This window comes from Actinomadura sp. 7K534, assembly GCF_004348575.1.
Classification (GTDB): domain Bacteria; phylum Actinomycetota; class Actinomycetes; order Streptosporangiales; family Streptosporangiaceae; genus Spirillospora; species Spirillospora livida.
In genome coordinates this window covers 13,823-35,509 of the sequence record NZ_SMKB01000056.1, presented here as the reverse complement: position 1 = coordinate 35,509, position 21,687 = coordinate 13,823, and the positions used below count along the sequence as shown (strand labels likewise).

The following is a 21,687-nucleotide window of genomic DNA, read 5'->3' as shown; positions in this document are numbered from 1 at the left end:
CCCCCTAACCCCGTCGCAAACCCCCCGGCGATCTCGGTACGCTTGCACAGCGGGTCGCTAGCTCAATTGGCAGAGCTCCGGACTTTTAATCCGTAGGCTGTGGGTTCGAGTCCCACGCGACCCACCACCCCTCACCAGGGCAAACACGCTTTGGTGGGCATGTGGGCGATCATGCCTGGGGCCGGGCTGAGGCCACCCTGGGGCCGAGAGGGCGCACAAGCCGAGCCAACGCCCGCATGTATCCCGTGCGATTGGTGAAGGCAAGGGCGATTTCCCGCGCCGACCTACTCGAGGTGACGCGCCATCGGTGTGCGGTTAGTCCTTTCACAGGTCGTCAAGTAGGACGAGGAGCGCAGGCTCTCGATCACGCAGCCGAGACCGCAGCCTCCGAGCGGAGGCGTCCAAGCGGCCGAGCGCGGGGAGGTGGCCCTGCCGATGCGGGACGCCTACTGGTCGCCCGGCGCCGCACCAGACCGGTCCGGGTGTGGCCCCAGGTAGGACGCGGGCGCCGGGGCAGGGCACGGCCGCGGCGTCGGGTGGTGCCGGGCACCATGCCCGCGGCGCGCAACAGGTGCGTTGCGGTCTGCTCGGCTGCGCGGTGCGCGCCCTCGGGTAGCACGAAGGTGTAGGTGTCGGCGGTCAGCACGATGCTGGAATGCCCCAGCATCTCCTGCACCAGCTTCAACTCCACCCCGGCCGCCAGTGCCAGCGTGGCCGCGCCATGGCGCAGGTCGTGCAGCCGGATCGGCGGCACATCGTGCTCGGCGATCAGCTTCTGGAACACGTGGGTGAGCCGCCCCGGGGCAACCGGGTCACCGTTGAGGTTGGTGAACACATACCCGCTGACGCGGTACCCCTCGCCGTAGGCGGCCGCCTCCGCCTGCAGCCGGGAGCGGTGCGCGCGCAGCGCCGCGATCGTGGTGCGGTCCAGCGCGATCACCCGGGTGCTGTGCGCCGTCTTGGGCGGGCATACCGTCAGCCGCCCGTCCCTCGGCTGCGACTGTCGGCAAATCACCGCGGTGCCCTCGTCCAAGTCGACATCGCACCACCGCAGCCCGGCCGCCTCACCGCGCCGCAGTCCCCGCAGCGCGATCAGATGGTAGGCCGCGTACAGGCGATGCGCGGCGATCGCGTCCAGGAACTGGGCGGTCTGAGCGGCGGTCCATACGGCCACGGCGGGCCGCTCCCCGGTCTTGCGCCAGTGCTGGACACGGGCGGCGGTCCAGACCACCGCCCGAGGTCGCCGGGTCGGCGGCAACGCCACCGGCGACGCCGGGTTCTCCTCCACCAGCCCCGCCCGCAACGTCGCGTTCAACGCCGCCCGCAGCGTCGCGCGGATCCGATCCAACGTCGCGGCCGACAACCGCCGGCCCGCGGCCTGATGCTCGCGCGTGATGACCTGGAACATCTCCTCCACATGCGCTACCGACACCTCCGCCAGCAGCAGATGCCCCAGCAACGGGCTCAGATACCGCCGCACATGATCGGCGTAACCGGTCACCGTGGAAGGCGCACCCGGGTGGTTGTCCAGCCACCGCTCCAGCCACGAGGCGACCGTCAGCGGACTCCCAGCCGGGCCACGCAACCGCACCAACGCCTCCAGCGCGGACTTACGGTCGGGAACCCGCCCCGGCGGACACGGCGCCGACGACCATCCGTCCCGGTCCCCAGTTCCAGGCGCAGGTACCAGCTGCCGTGGCTGCGCTCGGCCACCAACCGCGCGCACCTGCCGCCCAACACACTCCTGGCTTGCCTTCCCTCACAACCCCAGCGATCTGGAGATGATGACCTTCATGACCTCGCTCGTGCCCGCGTAGATGCGCGCGACGCGGGCGTCAGCGTAGAGCCGGGCGATGGGGTACTCGGTGACATAGCCGTGGCCGCCGAAGAGCTGCAGGCACCGGTCGACGGCGCGGGCCTGCATCTCAGTGCAGAACAGCTTGACCTTGGCCGCGTCGGCGCCGTCCAGCCGGCGCCCGACGAGTTCGAGGACGGCGCGGTCGAGCATCGCCTGCGCCGCTTCGATCTCGGCGGCCACCGCGGCGAGTTCGAACTTCGTGTTCTGGAACGACGCGACTGGAGTGCCGAATGCGCTGCGCTCCTTGACGTACTCGATCGTGCCGTTCAGCGCGGCCCGTGCCTGGGCGACCGACCCGACCGCGACGGTCATCCGCTCTTGGGGGAGGTTGTGGGTGAGGTAGTCGAAGGCCGCCCCCTCCTCACCGAGTCGGTTGGCCACCGGTACCCGCACGTCCTCGAAGGACAGTTCCACTGTGTCCTGCACCTTGATGCCCAGCTTGTCCAAGACGCGTCCGCGGGTGAATCCGGGCATGCCGTCCTCGACGACAAGCAGCGTGAGCCCGGACCGCCGGTTCCCGGGGTCGCTGGACGTCCGCGCCACGACGATCACCAGGTCGGCGAGCAGCCCGCCGGTGATGAAGGTCTTCGCGCCGTTGAGGACGTAGTGGTCGCCGTCGCGCGCGGCGGTGGTCCGGATTCCGGCGAGGTCGGAGCCGGTGCCCGGTTCGGTCATCGCGATGGCGGTGAGCAGTGTGCCCGCCGCGAGGCCGGAGAACCAGCGCCCGCGCTGCTGCTCGTCGGCGTAGGCGAGGAAGTAGGGCAGGACGACCTCGAGCTGGGTGCGGACCGTGCCCAGGGTGACGAGGGCGCGGGCCGCCTCCTCCTGCAGGATGACGTTGTAGCGGTAGTCGACGATCCCCGCGCCCCCGTACCGCTCGGGGATGGCCATCCCCAGCAGTCCGAGCGATCCGAGCCTCTCGAACAGCTCGCGGTGCATCCGCCCGGCCTTCTCCCAGTCGGCGTAGTGCGGGACGACCTCCTTGGCCACGACGTCGCGGACGACCGTGCGGAATGCCTCGTGGTCCTCGTTGAACAGATCCCGGTGCACGTCGTCTCCTTTAGGACACCAGCTCGATGACGGTGGCGTTGGCGGTGCCGCCGCCCTCGCACATGGTCTGCAGGCCGTAGCGGATCCCGTGCTCACGCATGTGGTGGATCATCCGGGTCATCAGGACCGCGCCGGACGCGCCGAGCGGGTGGCCGAGTGCTATCGCGCCGCCCAGCGGGTTGACCAGGGCGGAATCGGCGCCGGTCTCGGCGAGCCATGCGAGCGGCACCGGCGCGAACGCCTCGTTGACCTCGAAGACCCCGATGTCGGCCAGGGCCAGCCCCGCCTTGCGCAGGACCTTCTCCGTGGCGGGGACGGGGCCGGTGAGCATGAGGACGGGGTCGGCGCCGACCACGGCGCCTGAGTGGTAGCGCGCCAGCGGTGCGAGTCCGAGCTCGCGTGCCTTCTCCGGGTTGGTCACCAGCAGCGCGGCGGCCCCGTCGGAGATCTGTGACGAGTTGCCGGCGTGGATCGTCCCGTCCTCGGTGAACGACGGCCTGAGCTTGCTCAGGGTCTCCACGCTGGTGCCTCGGCGGACGCCCTCGTCGGCGGTGACCGTGTGCCCACCGGTGTCCACGGGCACGATCTGCGACGCGAACGCACCCGCGTCCTGCGCGGCGGCCGCGCGCTCGTGCGACAGCGCGGCGAACTCGTCGAGCCTTTCCCGGGAGAATCCCCATTTCTGGACGATCTTCTCGGCCGAGAGGCCCTGGTTGAAGGAGAAGCCGTCGTAGCGCTCCAGCACCCGGGGGCCGTAGGGCATCCCGTCCATGCGCGAGGCTCCGAGGGGGACGCGGCTCATGATCTCGACCCCGCCCGCGACCACGACGTCCTGCTGCCCGGACATCACCGCCTGGGCGGCGAAGTCGAGTGCCTGCTGCGACGATCCGCACGCGCGGTTGACCGTCGTGCCCGGGATGCTCTCCGGCCAGCCGGCGGCGAGCACCGAGTAGCGCCCGATGTTGCTCGACTGGTCCCCCACCTGGCCGACACAGCCCCAGACGACGTCGTCGACGACATCCGGTTCCGCTCCAGCGCGCTCCAGGAGCGCGTTGAGCACGAGACCGGACACGTCGGCGGCGTGCCGTCCGGACAGCCCGCCGTTCCGCTTGCCCACCGGTGTGCGGACCGCTTCGACGATCAGCGCTTCACGCATTGCTTCCGTCCCCATTCGACTCGTTCCTGATCGGTCCGATGACACCCTGTGCCCGGAGCTCGGCGATCTCGGCACTGCTCAGCCCCACTCCCGCGAGGACGGAGTCGGTGTGCTCGCCGAGGGACGGCACGGCCCCCATCGGGGGCTCGTAGCCCGACAGGACCGGAGGCGGCAGCAATGCCGTCGTCGGGCCACCGGGCGTGTCGACCGGGCGTCGGCGGTCCCGGGCGGTGAGGTGGTGGTGTGCGACGACCTCCGTGGGGAGGTTGTAGCGGGAGTTGCCGATCCCGGCGGCGTCGGCGGCCCGTTGCACGTGCTCGATGTCGTGCCGGAGGCACCAGGCGGCGATCTCCGCGTCCAGCTCGACGCGGGCGGCGACGCGTCCGGGGTTGGTGCGGAACCGTTCGTCGCCGGCCAGGTCCGGGCGCTGCAGGACGTCGCGTGCGAGCCGCTGCCACTCCTGGTCGTTGGTGGTTCCGAGGACGACCGTCCGGTCGTCGGCGGTGCGGTAGGCCCCGTACGGCGCCACCGCCGGTGAGCCCATGCCGACCGGTTCCTGGTCCGTCCCGGTGTGCTGGGCGTGGGTGAGCGCGTATCCCATCAGCTCGGTCATGGTGTCGAACAGGCTGACCGTGGCGGTGGCGGGGCCGTCGCCGCGGCGGACGTCACGGTCCCGGTCGCGCAGCATCGCCATGATCGACAAGGCCGCGTACAGGCCGGTGCACACGTCGGCCATGGGCGGGCCGGGCTTGGCGGGGCGGCCGCGGTGCCCGGTGATCGCGCACGCCCCCGATTCGGCCTGGACGAGCAGGTCGTAGGCGCGTTTGTGGGACAGCGGTCCGCCCGCGCCGTACCCGTCGATCTCGACGGCGATCAGGCGGGGGTGGCGCCGGGCGAGGTCCGCGCGGCCGATGCCGAGCCGGGTCGTGGCGCCCGGGGAGAGGTTGGAGACGAGGACGTCGGCGTGGTCGAGCAGGCGGTGCAGCACGGCCGACCCGGCGGCGCTCTTCACGTCGAGCGCCACGGACTCCTTGCCTCGGTTGACCCAGACGAAGTGCGCGGACAGGCCGTGGACGACGTCGTCGAAGTACCGGGTGAAGTCGCCGCCGTCGGGATTCTCCACTTTGATCACCCGTGCGCCGAGGTCGCCGAGGGTACGGGTGCACAGTGGCGCGGACACCGCCTGCTCCAGGGTGACGACCGTGATCCCGGTGAGCGGGCCTCCGGTGCCGGGCATCAGATCACCAGCCCGCCGTCGACCGGGAGCACCTGGCCGGTGACGAATGACGCGGCGTCGGAGGCGAGGAACACGAACGCCCCCGCGACCTCCTCGGGCTCGGCCCAGCGGCCCATCGGGATCCGGGCGAGCATGCCGGCGGCGAACTTCTCGTTGGTCCGGATGGTCTCGGTCATCGGGGTGGCGGCCAGCGGCGCCAGCGCGTTGACGGTGATCTTCTTCCTGGCCAGCTCGCGGGCCAGTGACCTGGTCAGGCCGACGACGCCGGCCTTGGCGGCGGAGTAGTTGACCTGGCCGAGCGTGCCGGTCAGCCCGGCCGAGGACGTGACGTTGACGATCCGTCCGGTGCCGTCGGCCGGAAGGTACGGCAGCGCGGCCTGCGAGCAGCGGAAGGCGCCTAGGAGATGGACGTCGATCAGCCTCTGCACCGACTCCTCGGTGGTGTCGGCGAACATCGCGGGAGCGGTCACGCCCGCGTTGTTCACCAGCACATGCAGTGTCCCGCCGGTCATCGCCGCCGCACGTGCGGCCGCCGCGTCGGCCGCCGCCCGGTCCTGGACGTCCAGCGCGGCGCTCTCGCCGCGGCCGCCGGCCGCGGTGATCTGCGCGGCGACCTCGGCGGCGGCGTCCGCGTCGGCGTCGGTGGCCAGCACCGCCGCCCCGGCGCCCGCGAGGGCGCGCGCCACCGCGGCGCCGATGCCCCCGGCCGCGCCGGTGACCAGCGCTGAGCGTCCGGTCAGGTCGAACAGCCGGCTCGTGTCCATCAGTAGCTCCTCGGCATTCCCAGCACGTGCGACCCCAGGTAGTTGAGGACCATCTCCTGGCTGACCGGCGCGATCTTCATCAGGCGGGCCTCGCGGAAGTACCGCGCGACGTCGTACTCCTCGGCGTAGCCCATGCCGCCGTGCGTCTGGAGCGCGCGGTCGGCCGCGGCGAACCCGGCGTCCGCGCACAGGTACTTGGCGGTGTTCGCCTCCCGCCCGCACGGCCTGCCGCCGTCGTAGAGCCAGGTGGCCTTGCGCAGGACCAGTTCGGCGGCGTCCAGGCGGGCCAGGGCGTCGGCGAGTGGGAACTGGATGCCCTGGTTCATGCCGATGGGCCGGTCGAACACCTCCCGCTCGGTCCCGTACCTCGCCGCCTTCTCCAGTGCGACCCTGCCGATGCCGAGCGCCTCGGCGGCGATCAGCATCCGTTCGGGGTTGAGGCCGTCGAGCAGGTAGGTGAAGCCCTTGCCCTCCTCCCCGACCCGGTCCTCGACCGGGACGCGCAGGTCGTCGATGAACAGCTCGTTGGAGCTGACGGCGTTGCGCCCCATCTTGCGGATGGGCCGGATGTCGACGTGGGCGCGGTCGAGGTCGGTGAGGAAGAGCGTCAGCCCGTCGGTCTTGCGGGCGGTCTCCTCCCGGCGGGTGGTCCGCGTCAGCAGCAGGATCTTCTCCGACTCCAGCGCCTTGGAGATCCAGACTTTGCGGCCGTTGACGATGTAGGAGTCACCGTCGCGGCGGGCGAAGGTCGTGATCCGGGTGGTGTCCAGGCCGGCGCCCGGCTCGGTCACCCCGAAGCAGACGTGCAGGTCGCCGGAGACGATCCGCGGCAGGGTCCGCCGCTTCAGCTCGTCCGAGCCGTGCACGACCACCGGGTGCATCCCGAAGATCGAGAGATGGATCGCGCTGGCGGCGTTCATCCCGCCGCCGGAGCGGGCGACCTCCTCCAGCAGGAGGGTCGCCTCGGTGATCCCGAGCCCGTGCCCGCCGTACTCCTCGGGGATGGTCAGCCCCAGCCAGCCGCCGCGGGCGACGACCTCGTAGAACTCGGCCGGGAACTCGTGGTCGCGGTCCTTCTCCCGCCAGTAGTGGTCGTCGAATCGGCGGACCAGGTCGGCGACCGACCGCCGGATGGTCTCCTGGTCCTCCGTCAGCGCGAAGTCCACCGGTGGTCCCCCTCCTCCGCCGAGCCGTGCTCGTGGGCGCCGCTCGCGATGCGCGCAACGCGTGCCCGGTGGGCGTCACAGGAACCGAAGATCGCTCGATTCAGCTTCGCCCGTTTCAGCCAGATGTGGAGATCGAACTCCCACGTCATCCCGATGCCACCGTGAACCTGCAGGGCGTCGCCGGCGGCTCGGGCGTAGGCGTCGGCGGCGCGGAACCGGGCCACCGAGCTCCAGTAGGCGCGGCGCGGGCCGGCGCCGGCGATCTCCATGACCGCGGCGTCCGCAGCGACGCGCGCCGTCTCGGCCTCCAGGAAGGCGTCCGCGCACATGTGCTTGACCGCCTGGAAGGCGCCGATGGGTCGCCCGAACTGCTCCCGTTCCTTCGCGTGCTCCACCGCCGTCTCGACGACGTGTCCGGCGCCGCCGACCCCGTCGAGGGCGAGGCCGGTGGCCGCGCGCCACATCAGCGAGTCGACGAGCCGGGCGGCATCCCGGCCCGTGGCCAGGCGCCACTCCTCCGCAACCGCACACCGGTCCAGGTCGAGGCGGTAGAGGCGCCTGGTGCGGTCGTGCGTGGGGGTCCACACCGGCCGGAAGGACGCTTCCTCGGCCGGGATCGCGAAGACGCCGGGGCCGTCCGGCCCGTCCGCCGCGACGACGACGACGTCGGCCACCCCCAGATCGGGCACATCGGTCACGGAACCGGCGAGGCGGAGCTCGGTGTCCGGGCGGGATTCCACTGCCCGGACGGGATACCTGGTCCGGCCGTCGGCCGCGACGATGGGCAGGATGACCGCACCGATCGCCTCACCGGAGAGCAGCGAGTCCAGCCACCGCCCGGCGGGCGCCGAGTCCGGCGCGGCGGCCATCGCCGCGAGGGCGAGGCTGTGCGGCAGGTACGGGCCAGGGGTCGCGTACCGGCCGATCTCGCGGAGCACGATCGAGGTCTCCAGGTAGGTTCCGCCCGCTCCCCCGGCCTCCTCGGGCACCTCCAGGCCGAACCAGCCGAGATCCGCGGCCTTCCTCCACAGCGCCTCGTCGAACCCGTACTCGGTGCCGCCGGACCGGCGCACCGCGTCGGGCGCGCTGCCGGCGTCGAGCATCTCCCGTGCGACCTCTTGCAGCATCCGCTGTTCGCTCGTGAGCGACACGATCTGCACCTCGGAATCAGCTCCTCAGCTCACGAGCGGATCTCTCGGAAGCCCGAGCACCCGCTCCCCGATGATGTTGCGCTGGATCTGGTCGGTGCCTCCGGCGATCGTCCACACCCAGGACTCGAGGTGCTCGACGAGCCAGTCGTGGGCGTCGAGGCCTCGCACGACCTTGCCGGGCTGCTCGTAGTGGCCCGCCGCGCCGGCCACGTCCAGGCCGAACTCGGACGTCCGCTGCAGCAGCCCACTGAGGAAGAGCTTGATCAGGGACGCCTCGACTCCGGGGGTCCCGGCCTGGATGAACCGCGCGAGGGTCCCGTAGATGAGCTCGGCGAGGATCTCGACATCGGCGTGCAGGTCCGCGTAGCGGCGGCCGACCGAGGATGTCGCGAAGTCGACGCCTTCGTCCGCGGCCCGGCCGATCGCCATCGGCAGCGCGGCGTCGAGCATTCGCCGCAGGCGCAGCGCGGTCGGCACCGCCAGCGGGCCGCGCTCGGACGCGAGGGTCGTCTGGGCGACCCGCCAGCCGTCGTTCTCCCGCCCGACAAGGTTCGCCGCCGGAACGCTGACGCCGGTGAAGAAGATCTCGGCGAAGTCGTCCTCGACACCGGTGATCTGCTTGATCGGCCGGATCTCGACGCCGGGGCTGCCCAGGTCGACGAGGAAGTAGGAGAGGCCGCGGCGCTTGGGCGCGTCCGGGTCGGTGCGGGCCAGGAGGATCGCCCAGTCCGCGTGGGGGGCGCGCGTCGACCAGATCTTCTGCCCGTTGACGATGTACCGGTCGCCGTCGCGGGTCGCGGTGGTCCGCAGCGAGGCGAGGTCGGACCCGGCCTCGGGCTCGGAGAACGCCTGGGCCCACACGCGGTCGTGGGCGAGGATCGGCGGCAGGTGGGCGGCCACCTGCTCGGGCGTGCCGTGCGCGGTGAGCGTGCTGTACACGTGGTTGTACGCGCACGAGAAGAGCCCCGGGTAGTCCGGGCAGTCGCCGAGGGCGACCTCCTCGTAGACCACCAGCTGCCGGGCGAGGCTCAGCCCTGGGCCGCCGTGCTCGGGCGCCCAGTGCGGGGGCCCGTACCCGGCGTCCCGTAGCGCGCTCGCCCACCAGACGTAGAGTTCCCGCAGGTCACCACGGAGCCGGTCACGCCAGTCCGCGGGCACCTCCCGCTCGATCCAGGACCGCAGACCGGCCCGGAAGTCGTCCAGCCCGGGTTCGTCGATCATTTTCGGACTCCTTCCACGGCCCCCAGCCGGTCCCATGTCGCGGACGTCACCCCGGCCGCCCGCAGATCGGCCTTGCGCACCTTCTGCGTGGACGTGCGCGGAAGTTCCCGGTACACCTCGACGTAGCGCGGGACGGCGTACGAAGGCAGCAGCCGTCCGACGAACGCGATGAACTCCGCCACGTCCAAGTCGGCGCCCTCCCGCGGCACGATGCATGCCTTGATGTCCTCGTCGCCGGAGACGTCGTCGGCCGGCACCCCGACCGCGGCGCACGAGACGACGGCCGGATGCCGCAGCATCACCTCCTCCACCTCGAACGAGGAGATGTTCTCCCCCCGCCGCCGGATGGCGTCCTTGAGGCGGTCGACGTACTGGTAGGTGTGCTCGCCGGTCTGCACGAAGAGGTCACCGGTGCGGTACCAGCCGTTGCGCCAGGCGGCGGTCGTGGCGGGCAGGTCGCCGACGTAGCCGAGGAACATCTCCCACGGGCGGTCGGTCCGCACCACCAGCTCGCCGACGGTTCCCCGGGGGACCGGGACGTCGTGCTCGTCCACCACCCGCACCGCCACGCCCGGCCGCACATGGCCGGTCGCGGCGTCCTCGGGCGGGTCGAGGCCGGTCATGAGCGGCGCGCACAGCTCCGTCGCGTTGTAGTAGCGGTAGCGGTGCTCGACGCCGAACCGCTCGCACCAGCGGTCGAGTCCGCGCGAGTACGAGCCGGTGATGATGATGCGCAGCGGGTTGTCGGCGTCGTCGGGGCGCGGCGGCTGCTTCTCGATGAACGTCGCCACCTGCGGAAGCAGTGTCGCGTGCGTCACGCCGAAGGACTTGACGGTGTCCCAGAACGTCCCGACGCGGACCCGGGGCGTCACCACCCAGCGCGCTCCGAGCTGCAGCACCGCCATGAACGCCAGGAGGCCGCCCACGTGGTACAGCGGCATGTCGCCCATGAACACGTCGTCCGGGGTGCAGTGCGGCAGCATCGGATGCTCCACCTGCCCGAGCAGCTGCCCGTACGGGCAGAGCACCCCTTTGGAGCGCCCGGTCGTCCCGGACGTGAAGATCACCGCGTACGGGTCCCAAACGTCGATGTACGGGTCGGCCGGCCTCTCCGGAGATGCCGATCCCGTCAGATCGGCGAGCACACCGACGGACGGGAGTTCGGCGGCGCCGGCCGCGGCGTCCCGGGAATCATCGTCCGACAGGATGACGAGGGCGGGCAGGCCGTCACCGGGCTCCATGCCCGAGACGCGGTCGGCGAACCTCGCCTGGCAGATGAAGACGGACGGACGGGCGACGTCGAACGCGTGCCGGATCTGGTCGGCCTTCCATCCGGTGTTGAAGGGCACGAAGACGGCGCCGAGCTTCGTGGTCCCCAGCAGCGTCTGCACCATCGAAGCGCCGTTGTCGCTGAGGATCGCAACCCGGTCGCCTCGGCCGACGCCGTGGGCCGCCAGAACCGACGCCAGCCGGTTCGCCGCCTCGTCGGCCTGCGCCCAGGTCCACTCCGTCCGGTCGGCCGGGAAGGTCGCGAACACCCGGTCGGGCATGGTCGCCGCCCTGTGTTCGAGCACGTAACGGAACACGATGCCGGCGGCGTCCCGTGCCCGGTGGCCGTTGTCGTCCAGGTTCACCACACCACCTCCCGGGAGGCCCGGTCGCGGCGAGCGGGGGCGCCGGCCCGGAGCCGACGTGGCCTCCGGGCGCGGCGTCCGCTCAGCGGTGTCGCGACGCGCACTACGCGCCCGCCTTGAGCGAGGCGAAGTCCAGTGATCCGTCGGTCAGGATCTTGAGCCCGCTGATCCCGTCGCGTGCGAAGTAGCTCGCGATCAGCCGGTGCGCCCACAGGTAGGGCAGCTCCGCCACCAGCCGCTTCTGGACCTGCTCCAGGGACGCCCGCTCGGTCTCGCGGCCGTCCGCGGTGAGGTAGCGGCCCAGCGCGTCGTCGAGCTCGGAGTCGGAGATCCCGGTGAGGTTGGTCGCCTTCTCCGTCGACAGCAGCAGGTCGACCAGGACCCGGGGCGTTCCGCCGCCGAAGCCGGACATCGTCAGGTCGAAGTCGCGGCTGCGGTTGCGGTCGAGGACGGACTGCACGACCTCGATCCGGACGTCCAGCCCCTTGATCTTGTCCCATTCCTGCTTGAACGCCTGCGCGAAGGTGCTGAACTGCTGGTTCACCACCCAGGTGAGGCGGACCGACGACTTCCCGGACTCGGCGAGGTAGCGGTCGACCAACTCCTGGGCGCGGGCCTTGTCGCCGAACGGCATCTCGACCGGGGCGCTGAAGGGCGAGGAGTCCACGAAGAGGCTGCGGACCGGCTCGGCACCGGGCACGGCGCGCTGCAGCGTCGGTTCGATGTCGACGGCCGCGACGAGCGCCTCGCGGAGGGTCCGGCTGCTGGTCGGGTGACCGTCCCGGACGTTGAAGGCGATCGAGAGCCCGCCCACCGACTCCCACGCGGTCTCGTCGTGCTCCTCCCGCAGTTTCACCAGGTCGTCGCCCGCGGTCTGGACGGCGTTGACGTCGCCCGTGCCCGAGGTGAACGTCTTACTCCGCAGCGACGGGTCCGGCATGATCCGGTACACGATCTCGTTGAGCGCGACCTGCGAGGAGTTCCAGTAGTCCTCGTTGCGGACGAGGACGACGCGGTCGTCGCGCTGCCAGGACTTCACCCGGAACGGGCCCGCGCCGACCGTCGTCTCCGGGCTCGTGCCGTACTGCTTCCCATGCTGCTTCACCGCCGCCGGCGACGGGACCAGGGCCAGCGCCGAGGAGGCGAGCCGGGTGGGCCAGTGCGCGTCCGCCTCGTCCAGGGTGACGACGACCGTCTGGTCATCGGCGACCTTGATGTCCTTGAGCGCCGCCGCGTCGCCCTGCGCCGGCGAGGCGACCTCGGGCTCGGCCAGCCGCCGCCAGTGCGCGGCGACGGCCTCGCCGTCGAGCGGCGTGTCGTCGGCGAAGGTGAGGCCCGGACGGAGCTTGACGGTCCAGACGGTCGCGTCGTCGTTGGAGGTCACCTCGTTCGCCAGCCTCGGCTCGATCTGGCCGTCCGGGGTGATGTTCACGAGGGTGTCGTACAGCGCGATCCACAGCGGCCCGGAGGTCTGGCCGCTGGTCGACCCCTGCGCGGGGTCGAGCGCGGGGACGTCGGCCTGGACGACGCTGAGGTACTCGATGCTGTCCTTCTTGGCCGCCGCCGTGTTCCCTGGGGAACACGCGGCCGCGGCGAGAACCGTGATGGCCACGAGCAGCGCCGCCGGCGACCACGGCCTGCCCGTCTTGTGAGGGGCCCGTCTGATCATTTGAGACCGTCCTTGCGGGGTGGGGTTGGACATCGATCGGTCACACACGCTCTGGTGGATCGACCCAGTTGGGCGTCCGCTTCTCCGCGAACGCCCGTGGGCCCTCGACGTTGTCGGGGTGTCCGTAGTGGTCCTGGACCATCCGCCACCCGCGTTCCTCGGCCTCGGCGAGGCCGAGGTCGAGGCTTTCCCAGATGGCTCGAAGGGAGCGCTGCAGTGTGGTCGGGGACATTTCGGCGACCATCGCGGCGAGTTCCCGCGCCCGGCCGGCGAGGTTCTCGTGGGGAACCACCTCGCTGACCATCCCGAGTTCGTACGCGCGCTGCGCGCTCATCCGCTCTCCACGCCCGAGCGCGACCATCCGGAGCACCGCGCCCAGCGGCATCTTGCGGGCGAGGCCGATCGGCTCCAGCGCGACGACCTGTCCCAGATTCGCGTGGGTGTCGAGGAAGGTCGCCCGGTCGCTGGCGATCACGATGGTGGAGTCCACGACGAAGTGCAGCCCCGCACTCGCGCACACGCCGTTCACCGCCGTGATCACCGGCTTGTGGCAGCCGAGATGCCGCGCGGTGAACGTCGGCATGTCCACGTACCCGTCGCGCTCCGGCCGGTCGCGGCCGGTCGCCGACGGGGCGACCATGTCCGCGCCGGCGCAGAAGCCGCGGCCCGTCCCGGTGAAGACGATGACGCGGATCGCCGGGTCCGCGTCGAAGCGCCGCCACGCCGCCTCCAGTCCCGCGAACACGTCCGGGCTCAGTGCGTTGAGCTTCTCCGGCCGGTTCAAGGTGATGAAGCCGATGGGGCCTTCACCGGTCACCAGGACCGACTGTTCCCGCCCGTGGTCGCTCTCGTCCATCGGTCGTCCCCTCTCTGGGCTCGGCCTGCGTGGCCGCGTGTGCCTCATCGGTCCTCGGCCTCCGTGCTGTAGCGGGCGAGGTTGGCCTCGCTGAAGTCGGGTGCGCGGCGTGCCCGGAAGGCGTTGACGGCCTCCCGGTGGGCGGGCGCCTCCCTGAGCCGCATCACCGCCTCGTTCTCCGCCCGGATGTTGGCGATGAGCGCCTCCCGGTGCGGGGCGTTGAGCAGCCGCTTGGTCTCCATGAGGGAGTCGAGGGGCTGCGCGGCGAGGACGCCCGCCATCTCCCGCGCGCGGTCGAGCACACGCCCATCGGGCACGCACTCCATGGCCAGCCCCGCCTCGACGCTCTCGCGTGCGGACAGCCATGCGCCGGACATCAGGAACCACGCCGCGCGCTGCGGCCCGAGGAGCCGGGTGAGCTGGTACGTGCTCCCGGCCTCGGCCGTCAGGCCCATCCCCACGAAAGGGCAGCGCAGCCGCGCGTCGTCCGCGATGACGGCGACGTCCGCGAACGAGGTCAGCGTCACGCCGAGACCGACGGCGAGGCCGTTGATCGCGAGGACGAGCGGCTTGGGGAACAGGGTCAGCTTCTTGAACATCGCCGCGGTCCCGAACTCGCGGCCGGGATCGGGGGGCGCCGACAGGTCGTGGCCCGCCGAGAAGGCCCGTCCGGTCCCGGTGATCGTCAGGACGTGGACGCCTGGGTCGGACTCCGCCTCGTCCACCACGCGCGCGAGCCGGTCGGTCATCTCGGGATCGAAGGCGTTCAGGACATCGGGCCGGTTCAGTCTCGCCAGGAGGACATGGCCGTCGCGCTCGGTCACCACGGTGCTCATACGGAGCCCACCGCCCGGTGGCCGGTCGGGCTGGCCGTGCTGAACGTCGAATGGAATCGCATGGTCACGCCCCTCCCTCGGCGGCACCCGGGCCGACCAGCGGTTCGAGGACGGCGGCCAGCTTCGTCCGGTCGACCTTGTGCGACGACCCCATGGGCAGGCTCGGAAGGACCGCGATCCGCGGCACCTTGTACCGGGCGGTCCGCTCGATCGCCCACGCGCGCAGGTCGTCCGCCGTCACCGAGGTGCCCTGGGCCAGCACGACCCCGACGGCGGGCAACCGGCCCAGGCGCTCGTCGGGGAGGCCGACCGCGCCCGCGTCGAGGACCGCCGGATGCCGGCGGAACAGGTCCTCCAGCTCGCCGAGCGACACCTTGAAGCCGCCCCGGATGACGACGTCGTCGGCCCGGCCGAGGATGAACAGGAACCCGTCGGCGTCGATGCGGGCCCGGTCACTCGTCCGGAACCAGCCGTCACCGGTCCCGGCGGTGGCCGGGGAACGGACCGTCAGGATCCCCGGCTCGCCGTCCGGCACCGGCTCCCCGGTCGACTCGTCCACGATCCGGAGCCGGACGCCGTCGCGGGCACGGCCGACCGACCCGAGCTTCCGGTCGCGCCATTCGCGGTGGAGGCCGAGCGTCCAGGCGGCCACCGACCCGCCGAGCTCGGTGGACCCGTAGGCGACCAGGACAGGCACACCGAAGTACTCCTCGAACTCCCGCTGGAGCCCCGGCTCCAGGGGCGCGGACCCGGTCATCCACGCCTCCATGCCGCGCAGCCGCCGGGGCGGTATCTTCGCGTCCAGCATCATCCGCATCGCCGCGGGCGGCAGTCCGGTGCGCCGGACGCCGAAGCGCTCCACCAGCCTGGTCCACTGCTCGATGTCGACCCGCTCCAGCAGCGCGATGGAACGTTCCCTCGCCACCGCCGCCAAGACGCCCCGCACACCGGTGATGGTCGCCATCGACAGCGCCTGGACGACCGGCGGGCGCTGCGCGGGATCGGCGGGCCGGCGGATCGGGGCCGCCGGGTCGAACGGGAGCTGCTCCCACCGCACGGGGATCTGCTTGGGAGCGCCCGTGGTACCGCTCGTCGGCACGATCATGGCGACCCCGCCGCCGATCGCGGCGTTCTCCCGCCGCACGCCCGGCTCCGGGGCCGCGGCGACCGCCCGCGCGCCCACCACGGCCTCGCCTGAGCCGGAGGGGATGACGACGGAGCCGACCCCCTCGGCAGCGAGCTCGCGGTCCAGCCCGGCGGCATGGTCCTCTTCGTCCAGGACGACCGCGCCGGCCCCGGCGGCTGCGGCGATGGCGCGGATCTGCGGCGCGGGGTGGAGCGACGAGGCGAGCACCGGCACGCGCCGGGATGCGAGTGTCCCGAGGAGCGCCGCGACGCCCGACGGCCGGTTGCGCAGGACGAGGACGACCGGGCACCCGGCCCCGGCTCCGATCTCGTCGAGGCGTGCGGCGATCGACTCCGCGCAGCGCCCGAGCTGGCCCCAGGTGGTCCAGTCGGAGCCGGTGAGGACGCCGGGAACGTCGAGCGACGGGTCCAGGACGGCCCGCAGCCGCGCGATGCCCGCCGTCTCGTGGTCGGCGGTCTCGTGGTCGGTAGAGGTCTCGGTCGCCATGCCGCTCAGGCTCCGGTGCTCTTCAGCCGGTCGATCTCCAGCCGGAGGAGATCGAGCGGGTCGTCCGCGGGCGGCGCGGGCATGGCCAGGTCACCGCCGCCGCGGGTGGGCAACGCGACCGTCGCGGTGGCGGGCGAGGTCACCTCCCCGCGCTGGTTCTCGCACCACACCGACAGCTGCACGCGCGGCAGGCCGCCCTCGCGGGTCTTCCCGACGACCTTGCCCCGCAGCCAGGTCGTGTCGCCGACGTAGTTGAAGCGGCGGTGCTCGGCCTCCAGCGACGTGATCCACGAGGCGTCACCGGCCCAGTCGGTGACGAGCTGGCACAGCCATGTCTCGCGGAGCGCGCCGTAGTCGTACCGCTCGGCCGCGCCGACCTTGCGGGCCCACTCCGCGTCCCAGTGCATGCGCTGGACGATGTCCGGCACGTTGTACTCGTTCGGCGTGTAGAGCCCCGGCGTCTGCTTCCGCTTCTCGTAGGCGAGCCGGAAGGCGTAGGTCGGGAACGCCTGCCCGAAGCCCGCGTGCCAGAGGATGACGTCGGTGAGCCGTAGCGGGCCCTTGACCTTGCCCGGCAGTTCCTCCCCGACCTCCACGTCCTCCCAGTGGCGGACCTCGGCGCCGCGCCGTTCCTCCGCCGCGTACGCCGCGTCGATCTCCGCGAGCTGCTCGGCGGTGTACGGGTCGGCGGGCGGCTGCACCCGCTTGCGGCCGCCCGCGGCGCCGTTCCTGACCTCGCGCCGCTCGGTCTTCACCCAGGTGCCGCGCTGGAGGTGGACGAGCTCGCGCCGCTGGTTCCAGGTGACCAGTCCCCAGGTGACGTGGACGGCGCGGCCGCCCCAGCCGCTCTCCTTCTCGTCCACCGCGAGCAGCGACCGCTTCGCGAACAGCTGGTCGCCGGCTCGCAGCGGCCGGTAGAACTCGTACTCCAGGCGGGATTGGAGAGCGCCCGTACCGCGCAGGGGGTCTCCCCGGAACTGTTCCCGGATCTCGGGCTTCAGCCGGCGCGGCGGCTCGTCCCCGCCGCCGTAGGTGATGTCGTCGTCGCGGGGCGGCAGGTACATGGACCACACGAAGGTGGGCGGGGCGATCAGCCCGCGCCAGGGCGTCCCGGCGGCGTACCCGGGGTCGCAGTACAGAGGGTCGTCATCGCCGTAACCGTTGACGAAGTGACGGACGCCGTCCGCGGTGACCTCGTGGTTGAAACCCGTCGGGGCCGGCCGCCACCCGGCCGGATCCTCGTCCGGAGGTTCGAAGTTCGCCGGGTCGAGGTCGACACCGATCCGGTCTCGCAGTCGGCGCACCCGTTCATCGGTGATCCGTCCGAAGTCTGGGTCTGGCAAGTGTTCCTCCGGGACATCGCGGCAGGTCCGGTAACTAGAGCACTAGTACCCTGGATCTCGGATATGTCTGATGTCAATACCTCAACCCCGGAAACCTGCGGACCGGAACTCGCAAGGAGTGCCTCATCAGCAGAGAAGGGGGGCGGATGCAACAGCCCGACCGCGCGAGAGGTTGACACTCACCATGGCCAGCGTTGAGGATGACGCGTTATGAGGATCCTAGAAACTCTTCCGACGATGGAGAGCGGTCCCGCTGCACACCGGCCGGGAAGGGACGCGTGGTGAAGCCCCGAAGCAGTGGCGGCGCGTCCGCGGACCCCGCCGCACGGCCGGCCAGCAAGCGCGCCGAGCAGTTGGCGGGCAAGATCGAGCGGGAGATCATGCGGGCCCGGTGGCCGATCGGCGAGCTGATCGGAACCGAGCCGGAGCTCATCGAGCGGTACGGGGTCAGCCGCGGGATCTTCCGGGAGGCCGTGCGGATCCTCGAACACCACCGCGTCGTGAAGATGCGCAGCGGGCCGGGCGGCGGCCTCGTCGTCAGCGCGCCCGACGCCACCGCGCTCATCCGGGCCGCGATGCTGTACCTCGACTACGAGGACGTATCCGTCTCCAACCTTCTGGAGGCGCGGCTCAGCCTCGAACTCCACGCCGTCGAGCGCACGGTCCAGAAGCTCGACGAGGCCGGTGTCGACCGTCTCCGTGCGGCACTCCAGGCGGAGGAGACCAGCACGGAGCCCGGCCACCACTCCCACGACATCCACCGCGTCCTCGCCGAGATGTCCGACAACCCGGCCCTGGCCCTCTTCATCGACGTGCTCGTCAACCTGACCGAGTGGCGCATGGGCGGCGCCGGAGGCACGGCCCACGGTGCCGGGGACCGCGAGACGAAGGTGAAGGAGTCCAAGCAGGCCCACCGCGCCATCGTGGAGTCCATCGTCGCGGGCGACCTGGCACTCGCGCTCCACCGGACACGCCGGCACATCGAGGCCGTGCACGACTACCTCGTCGACGCCGGGCCCTCGGTGCCGCGTCCCGCCGGCGGCGCCGCGGCCGGACGGACGCACGAGCAGGCGGAACCACCGGGGATCGGCTGACCGGCATGAAGAACGGTCTCCGGAGCATCGCGGCACCGCGATCGGCCCGGCTGCTCGCGTTCCGGGTCGCCCGGCTCGGCACGGTCCTGCTCATCGTGACGCTCGGGACCGCGCTGCTCATCGACCTGGTCCCGGGCGACCCGGCGGTCGCCATCGCCGGCGAGACCGCCAGCGACGCGGTCATCGCCGCGGTGCGCGAGCAGTACGGCTTCGACCAGCCGATACTGAAGCGCTGGTGGGAATGGACGGCGTCCGTGTTCACCGGCGATCTCGGCGAGTCGTACTCGACCCGCCGGCCGGTCACCACGCTGATCGCGGAGCGGCTGCCGGTGACGATCGAGCTCACGGTGCTGGCGATGCTGTTCACCGTCCTCGTCGCCGTTCCGCTCGGGCTGTACGCCGCCTACCGGTCCGGCTCGTGGGCCGACCGGGCGATCAACGCCATGGCCTCCGCGCTCATCGCCGTGCCCAGCTTCGTCATCGGCCTCGTCCTCGTCCTGGCCTTCGCGATCGGGACGGGCTGGTTCCCGACCAGCAACTGGACCTACCTGGACGAGAGCGTGACGGGAAACCTCTCCTCGGCCTTCCTGCCGGCGTTGTCGCTCGCGCTGGTCGAGATCGCGATCATCACGCCGATCCTGCGCGCCGACGCGATCGCGACACTCGACGACGACTACATCGCGCTCGCCCGCGCGAAGGGCATCGGCACCGCCCGGCTGCTGTTCCGCCATGTCCTGCGCCCCTCGTCGATCTCGACCACCACGCTGCTGGGGCTGGCGCTCGCCCGGCTGTTCGGCGGCGCCATCGTGATCGAGTTCGTCTTCAACCTGCCCGGCCTCGGTTCCCTCCTCATCACCGCGATCCGCTCGAACGACCTCCTCCTCATGCAGGGCCTCGTGGCGTTCATCGCCCTGGTCTACGTCGTCGCGAACTTCGCCGTCGACCTCCTCCTGGTGAAGCTCGATCCGAGAGTTGCAGCAGAATGACATCCAAGATCGACGGAGCCGGGCCGCCCTCGGTGCGGCCCGCGGAACCCGACCTGGGCGCGCACGCGCCGGTCCGCATCCGGACGAAGCGACGTCGCCGGGTGGGCGTGCGGCTCGCCGGCACGTGGCTGGCGCTGGTCATCTCGGTGGCACTGCTGGCGGACGTCCTACCGCTCGCAAACCCGACCGTCAACATCACGCCGGCCGAGTCCGCGCCCTTCAGCGCCTGGCCTGAGTTCCTCGGCACGGACCGGCTGGGGCGGAGCGTGCTCTCGCGCCTCGCGCACGGCGCCCAGGTGTCGCTGCTCATCGGCGTTCTGGCGACCGTCTTCGGCATGGTGGCCGGCGTGGCGATGGGGATGCTCTCGGCCGTCCGGCCGGCCTCCGACTTCGTCCTCGGCTCGCTGACCGACAGCCTGCTCGCCGTGCCCGGGGTCGTCCTCCTGCTGGCGCTCGGCGCCACGATGGGCGCGGGCCTCACCCCGCTGGTGCTCGGCCTCGCCCTGTACGCCATGCCGTCGTTCGCCCGGCTCGCCCGCGGCACGACGCGGACCGTCCACGGCCGGCCGCACGTGCAGGCGGCCCAGGTGATGGGCGCCGGTCAGCTCCGGATCCTCGCCCGGGAGATCCTGCCCGCGGTGCTGCGCCCGGTGATCGCCTACTCGGTCGTCGTGCTCGCCAGCCTGATCGTCGCGGAGGCGTCGGTCAGCTACCTCGGACTCGGCGTCCCGCCGCCGACCCCGACCTGGGGCGGGATGATCTCGGACGGGCAGTCGTCACTCGACCAGGCGCCGTACCTCGTGCTCGTCCCGGCGGCGGTCCTCTTCATCACCGTGCTCTCACTCGGCGTGCTGGGCCGGTCGTCGCGGCGGGGGAACTCATGAAACGGCTCAGCCGGCGAACATCCCCGGCCCTCGGACACCGGCCCACCGAGCAGACGGTGCAGGACGGGCAGTACTCCGGCACGTCCGCTCCGCTGCTCGTCGTCGACGGCCTGACGACGGAGTTCTCCACGCCCGACGGCCCCGTCGCCGCGCTCCGGAACGCCGGCCTCGTGCTCCCCCGAGGCCGGACGCTCGGCCTGGTCGGCGAATCCGGATCGGGCAAATCCGTCCTGGTCCGATCGGTCATGCGGCTGCTGCGGTCCCGCGGCGTGCGGCACGAGGGCAGCGTCCGGTTCGACGGAGAGGAACTCCTCACCGCGTCGAACGCCCAGATGCGCAAGATCTGGGGCAACCGCATCGCGATGGTGTTCCAGGACCCCATGACGACGCTCCACCCCAACCACCGGATCGGGTTCCAGATCACCGAGGCCCTCCGCGAACACCTGCCCCTCTCCCCCGAGGAGGCCCGCGACCGCGCACTCCGGCTCCTGGAGAGCGTGGCGATCCCCGAGCCCGCCCGGCGGCTCCGGCAGTACCCCCACGAGCTGTCCGGCGGGATGCGGCAGCGGATCGTCATCGCCATCGCCATCGCCTGCGACCCGGACCTGCTGCTCGCCGACGAGCCCACCACCGCACTGGACGTCACCGTCCAGGCCCAGGTCCTCGACCTGCTCAGCCTGCACCGGTCCCGGCGCGGCATGGCGATGATCCTGGTCAGCCACGACCTCGCGGTCGTATCGAGCAGGACGGACGAACTCGCCGTGATGTACAGCGGCCAGATCGTCGAGTCCGGCCCGACCGCGGCGGTCCTCGACGCGCCGCTGATGCCGTACACCGCGGCGCTCCTGCGGTCCACGCCGACCGTGGACAAGGCGCCGGGAAGCCGTCTCCACACGATCCCCGGCGAGCCGCTGCCACCGGAGCGCCAGGTGACCGGCTGCCGGTTCGCATCCAGGTGCCGCTACGCCGTCGAACGATGCCTCACCACGGAGCCGCCCCTGGCGACCACCGCCGGCGGACGCGGCTACCGGTGCCACCTGCCGCTGAACGGGACCGCCGCGCAGGAGGCCCTCGCCGCCAACCTCGCGCGCGGGCGCACGGCGGCGAACCTCGCGGTGACCGAGACCGACGTCACGAGAGGAGCCTGAC

At 71.8% G+C, this 21,687-nt stretch carries 18 protein-coding genes and 1 tRNA gene; 5 read left to right on the top strand and 14 right to left on the bottom strand.

What is annotated here, in order from left to right; all coding sequences use genetic code 11:
- Positions 1-51 precede the first annotated feature (51 nt).
- A tRNA-Lys gene (locus E1266_RS14225) sits at positions 52-127 on the top strand.
- A gap of 237 nt (positions 128-364) precedes the next feature.
- On the opposite strand, the gene E1266_RS14220 is transcribed toward E1266_RS14225, so the two are convergent.
- The 14 genes from E1266_RS14220 to E1266_RS14155 all read right to left on the bottom strand — a co-directional run bounded on the left by E1266_RS14220 (position 365) and on the right by E1266_RS14155 (position 17,535).
- Positions 365-1,591 (bottom strand): tyrosine-type recombinase/integrase, encoded by a 1,227-nt coding sequence (locus E1266_RS14220; RefSeq protein ID WP_243718405.1) that lies wholly within the window; start codon positions 1,589-1,591, stop codon positions 365-367.
- 168 nt (positions 1,592-1,759) lie between these two features.
- Positions 1,760-2,908 carry an acyl-CoA dehydrogenase family protein gene (locus E1266_RS14215; RefSeq protein ID WP_132046978.1) on the bottom strand — a complete coding sequence of 383 codons (1,149 nt, stop codon included), beginning with the start codon at positions 2,906-2,908 and terminating at the stop codon, positions 1,760-1,762.
- A 10-nt stretch (positions 2,909-2,918) separates the two neighbouring features.
- The gene (locus E1266_RS14210; RefSeq protein ID WP_132046976.1) at positions 2,919-4,064 is read right to left on the bottom strand and encodes a thiolase family protein; all 1,146 of its coding nucleotides are present in this window, start codon (positions 4,062-4,064) and stop codon (positions 2,919-2,921) included.
- Entirely contained in the window at positions 4,057-5,301 is a 1,245-nt protein-coding gene (locus E1266_RS14205) for a CaiB/BaiF CoA-transferase family protein (protein ID WP_132046974.1), read from the bottom strand. Before E1266_RS14205 ends, E1266_RS14210 begins: the two co-directional genes overlap by 8 nt.
- On the bottom strand, positions 5,301-6,065 hold the full coding sequence (locus E1266_RS14200) for an SDR family NAD(P)-dependent oxidoreductase (protein WP_132046972.1): 765 nt from the start codon (positions 6,063-6,065) through the stop codon (positions 5,301-5,303). The genes E1266_RS14205 and E1266_RS14200 overlap by 1 nt, the downstream gene beginning before the upstream one ends.
- Complete coding sequence (locus E1266_RS14195; RefSeq protein WP_132046970.1) at positions 6,065-7,231, bottom strand: acyl-CoA dehydrogenase family protein; 1,167 nt, start codon at positions 7,229-7,231, stop codon at positions 6,065-6,067. The genes E1266_RS14200 and E1266_RS14195 overlap by 1 nt, the downstream gene beginning before the upstream one ends.
- The gene (locus tag E1266_RS14190) at positions 7,216-8,391 is read right to left on the bottom strand and encodes an acyl-CoA dehydrogenase family protein (protein ID WP_165966080.1); all 1,176 of its coding nucleotides are present in this window, start codon (positions 8,389-8,391) and stop codon (positions 7,216-7,218) included. The genes E1266_RS14195 and E1266_RS14190 overlap by 16 nt, the downstream gene beginning before the upstream one ends.
- Positions 8,392-8,406: 15 nt before the next feature.
- Positions 8,407-9,603, bottom strand: a complete 1,197-nt coding sequence (locus tag E1266_RS14185) for an acyl-CoA dehydrogenase family protein (RefSeq protein ID WP_132046966.1) — start codon at positions 9,601-9,603, stop codon at positions 8,407-8,409.
- The gene (locus tag E1266_RS14180) at positions 9,600-11,237 is read right to left on the bottom strand and encodes an AMP-binding protein (RefSeq protein WP_132046964.1); all 1,638 of its coding nucleotides are present in this window, start codon (positions 11,235-11,237) and stop codon (positions 9,600-9,602) included. Before E1266_RS14180 ends, E1266_RS14185 begins: the two co-directional genes overlap by 4 nt.
- Before the next feature lie 103 nt (positions 11,238-11,340).
- Positions 11,341-12,906, bottom strand: a complete 1,566-nt coding sequence (locus E1266_RS14175) for an ABC transporter substrate-binding protein (protein ID WP_165966079.1) — start codon at positions 12,904-12,906, stop codon at positions 11,341-11,343.
- Positions 12,907-12,946: 40 nt separating this feature from the next.
- Positions 12,947-13,762 carry an enoyl-CoA hydratase-related protein gene (locus E1266_RS14170; RefSeq protein ID WP_132046960.1) on the bottom strand — a complete coding sequence of 272 codons (816 nt, stop codon included), beginning with the start codon at positions 13,760-13,762 and terminating at the stop codon, positions 12,947-12,949.
- Positions 13,763-13,806: 44 nt separating this feature from the next.
- The gene (locus tag E1266_RS14165) at positions 13,807-14,598 is read right to left on the bottom strand and encodes an enoyl-CoA hydratase/isomerase family protein (protein WP_132046958.1); all 792 of its coding nucleotides are present in this window, start codon (positions 14,596-14,598) and stop codon (positions 13,807-13,809) included.
- 64 nt (positions 14,599-14,662) lie between these two features.
- Positions 14,663-16,231 (bottom strand): fatty acid--CoA ligase family protein, encoded by a 1,569-nt coding sequence (locus tag E1266_RS14160; protein WP_132046956.1) that lies wholly within the window; start codon positions 16,229-16,231, stop codon positions 14,663-14,665.
- Positions 16,232-16,236: 5 nt separating this feature from the next.
- Complete coding sequence (locus E1266_RS14155) at positions 16,237-17,535, bottom strand: MaoC family dehydratase N-terminal domain-containing protein (RefSeq protein WP_207945637.1); 1,299 nt, start codon at positions 17,533-17,535, stop codon at positions 16,237-16,239.
- A 317-nt stretch (positions 17,536-17,852) separates the two neighbouring features.
- On the opposite strand from E1266_RS14155, the gene E1266_RS14150 reads away from it, so the two are divergent.
- The 4 genes from E1266_RS14150 to E1266_RS14135 are packed head-to-tail and all read left to right on the top strand — an operon-like array spanning position 17,853 to position 21,686.
- The gene (locus E1266_RS14150) at positions 17,853-18,668 is read left to right on the top strand and encodes an FCD domain-containing protein (RefSeq protein WP_165966078.1); all 816 of its coding nucleotides are present in this window, start codon (positions 17,853-17,855) and stop codon (positions 18,666-18,668) included.
- A gap of 5 nt (positions 18,669-18,673) precedes the next feature.
- The gene (locus E1266_RS14145) at positions 18,674-19,654 is read left to right on the top strand and encodes an ABC transporter permease (protein ID WP_132046950.1); all 981 of its coding nucleotides are present in this window, start codon (positions 18,674-18,676) and stop codon (positions 19,652-19,654) included.
- Entirely contained in the window at positions 19,651-20,538 is an 888-nt protein-coding gene (locus E1266_RS14140) for an ABC transporter permease (protein WP_132046948.1), read from the top strand. The genes E1266_RS14145 and E1266_RS14140 overlap by 4 nt, the downstream gene beginning before the upstream one ends.
- Positions 20,535-21,686 carry an ABC transporter ATP-binding protein gene (locus E1266_RS14135; RefSeq protein WP_132046946.1) on the top strand — a complete coding sequence of 384 codons (1,152 nt, stop codon included), beginning with the start codon at positions 20,535-20,537 and terminating at the stop codon, positions 21,684-21,686. Before E1266_RS14140 ends, E1266_RS14135 begins: the two co-directional genes overlap by 4 nt.
- Position 21,687: the final 1 nt, after the last annotated feature.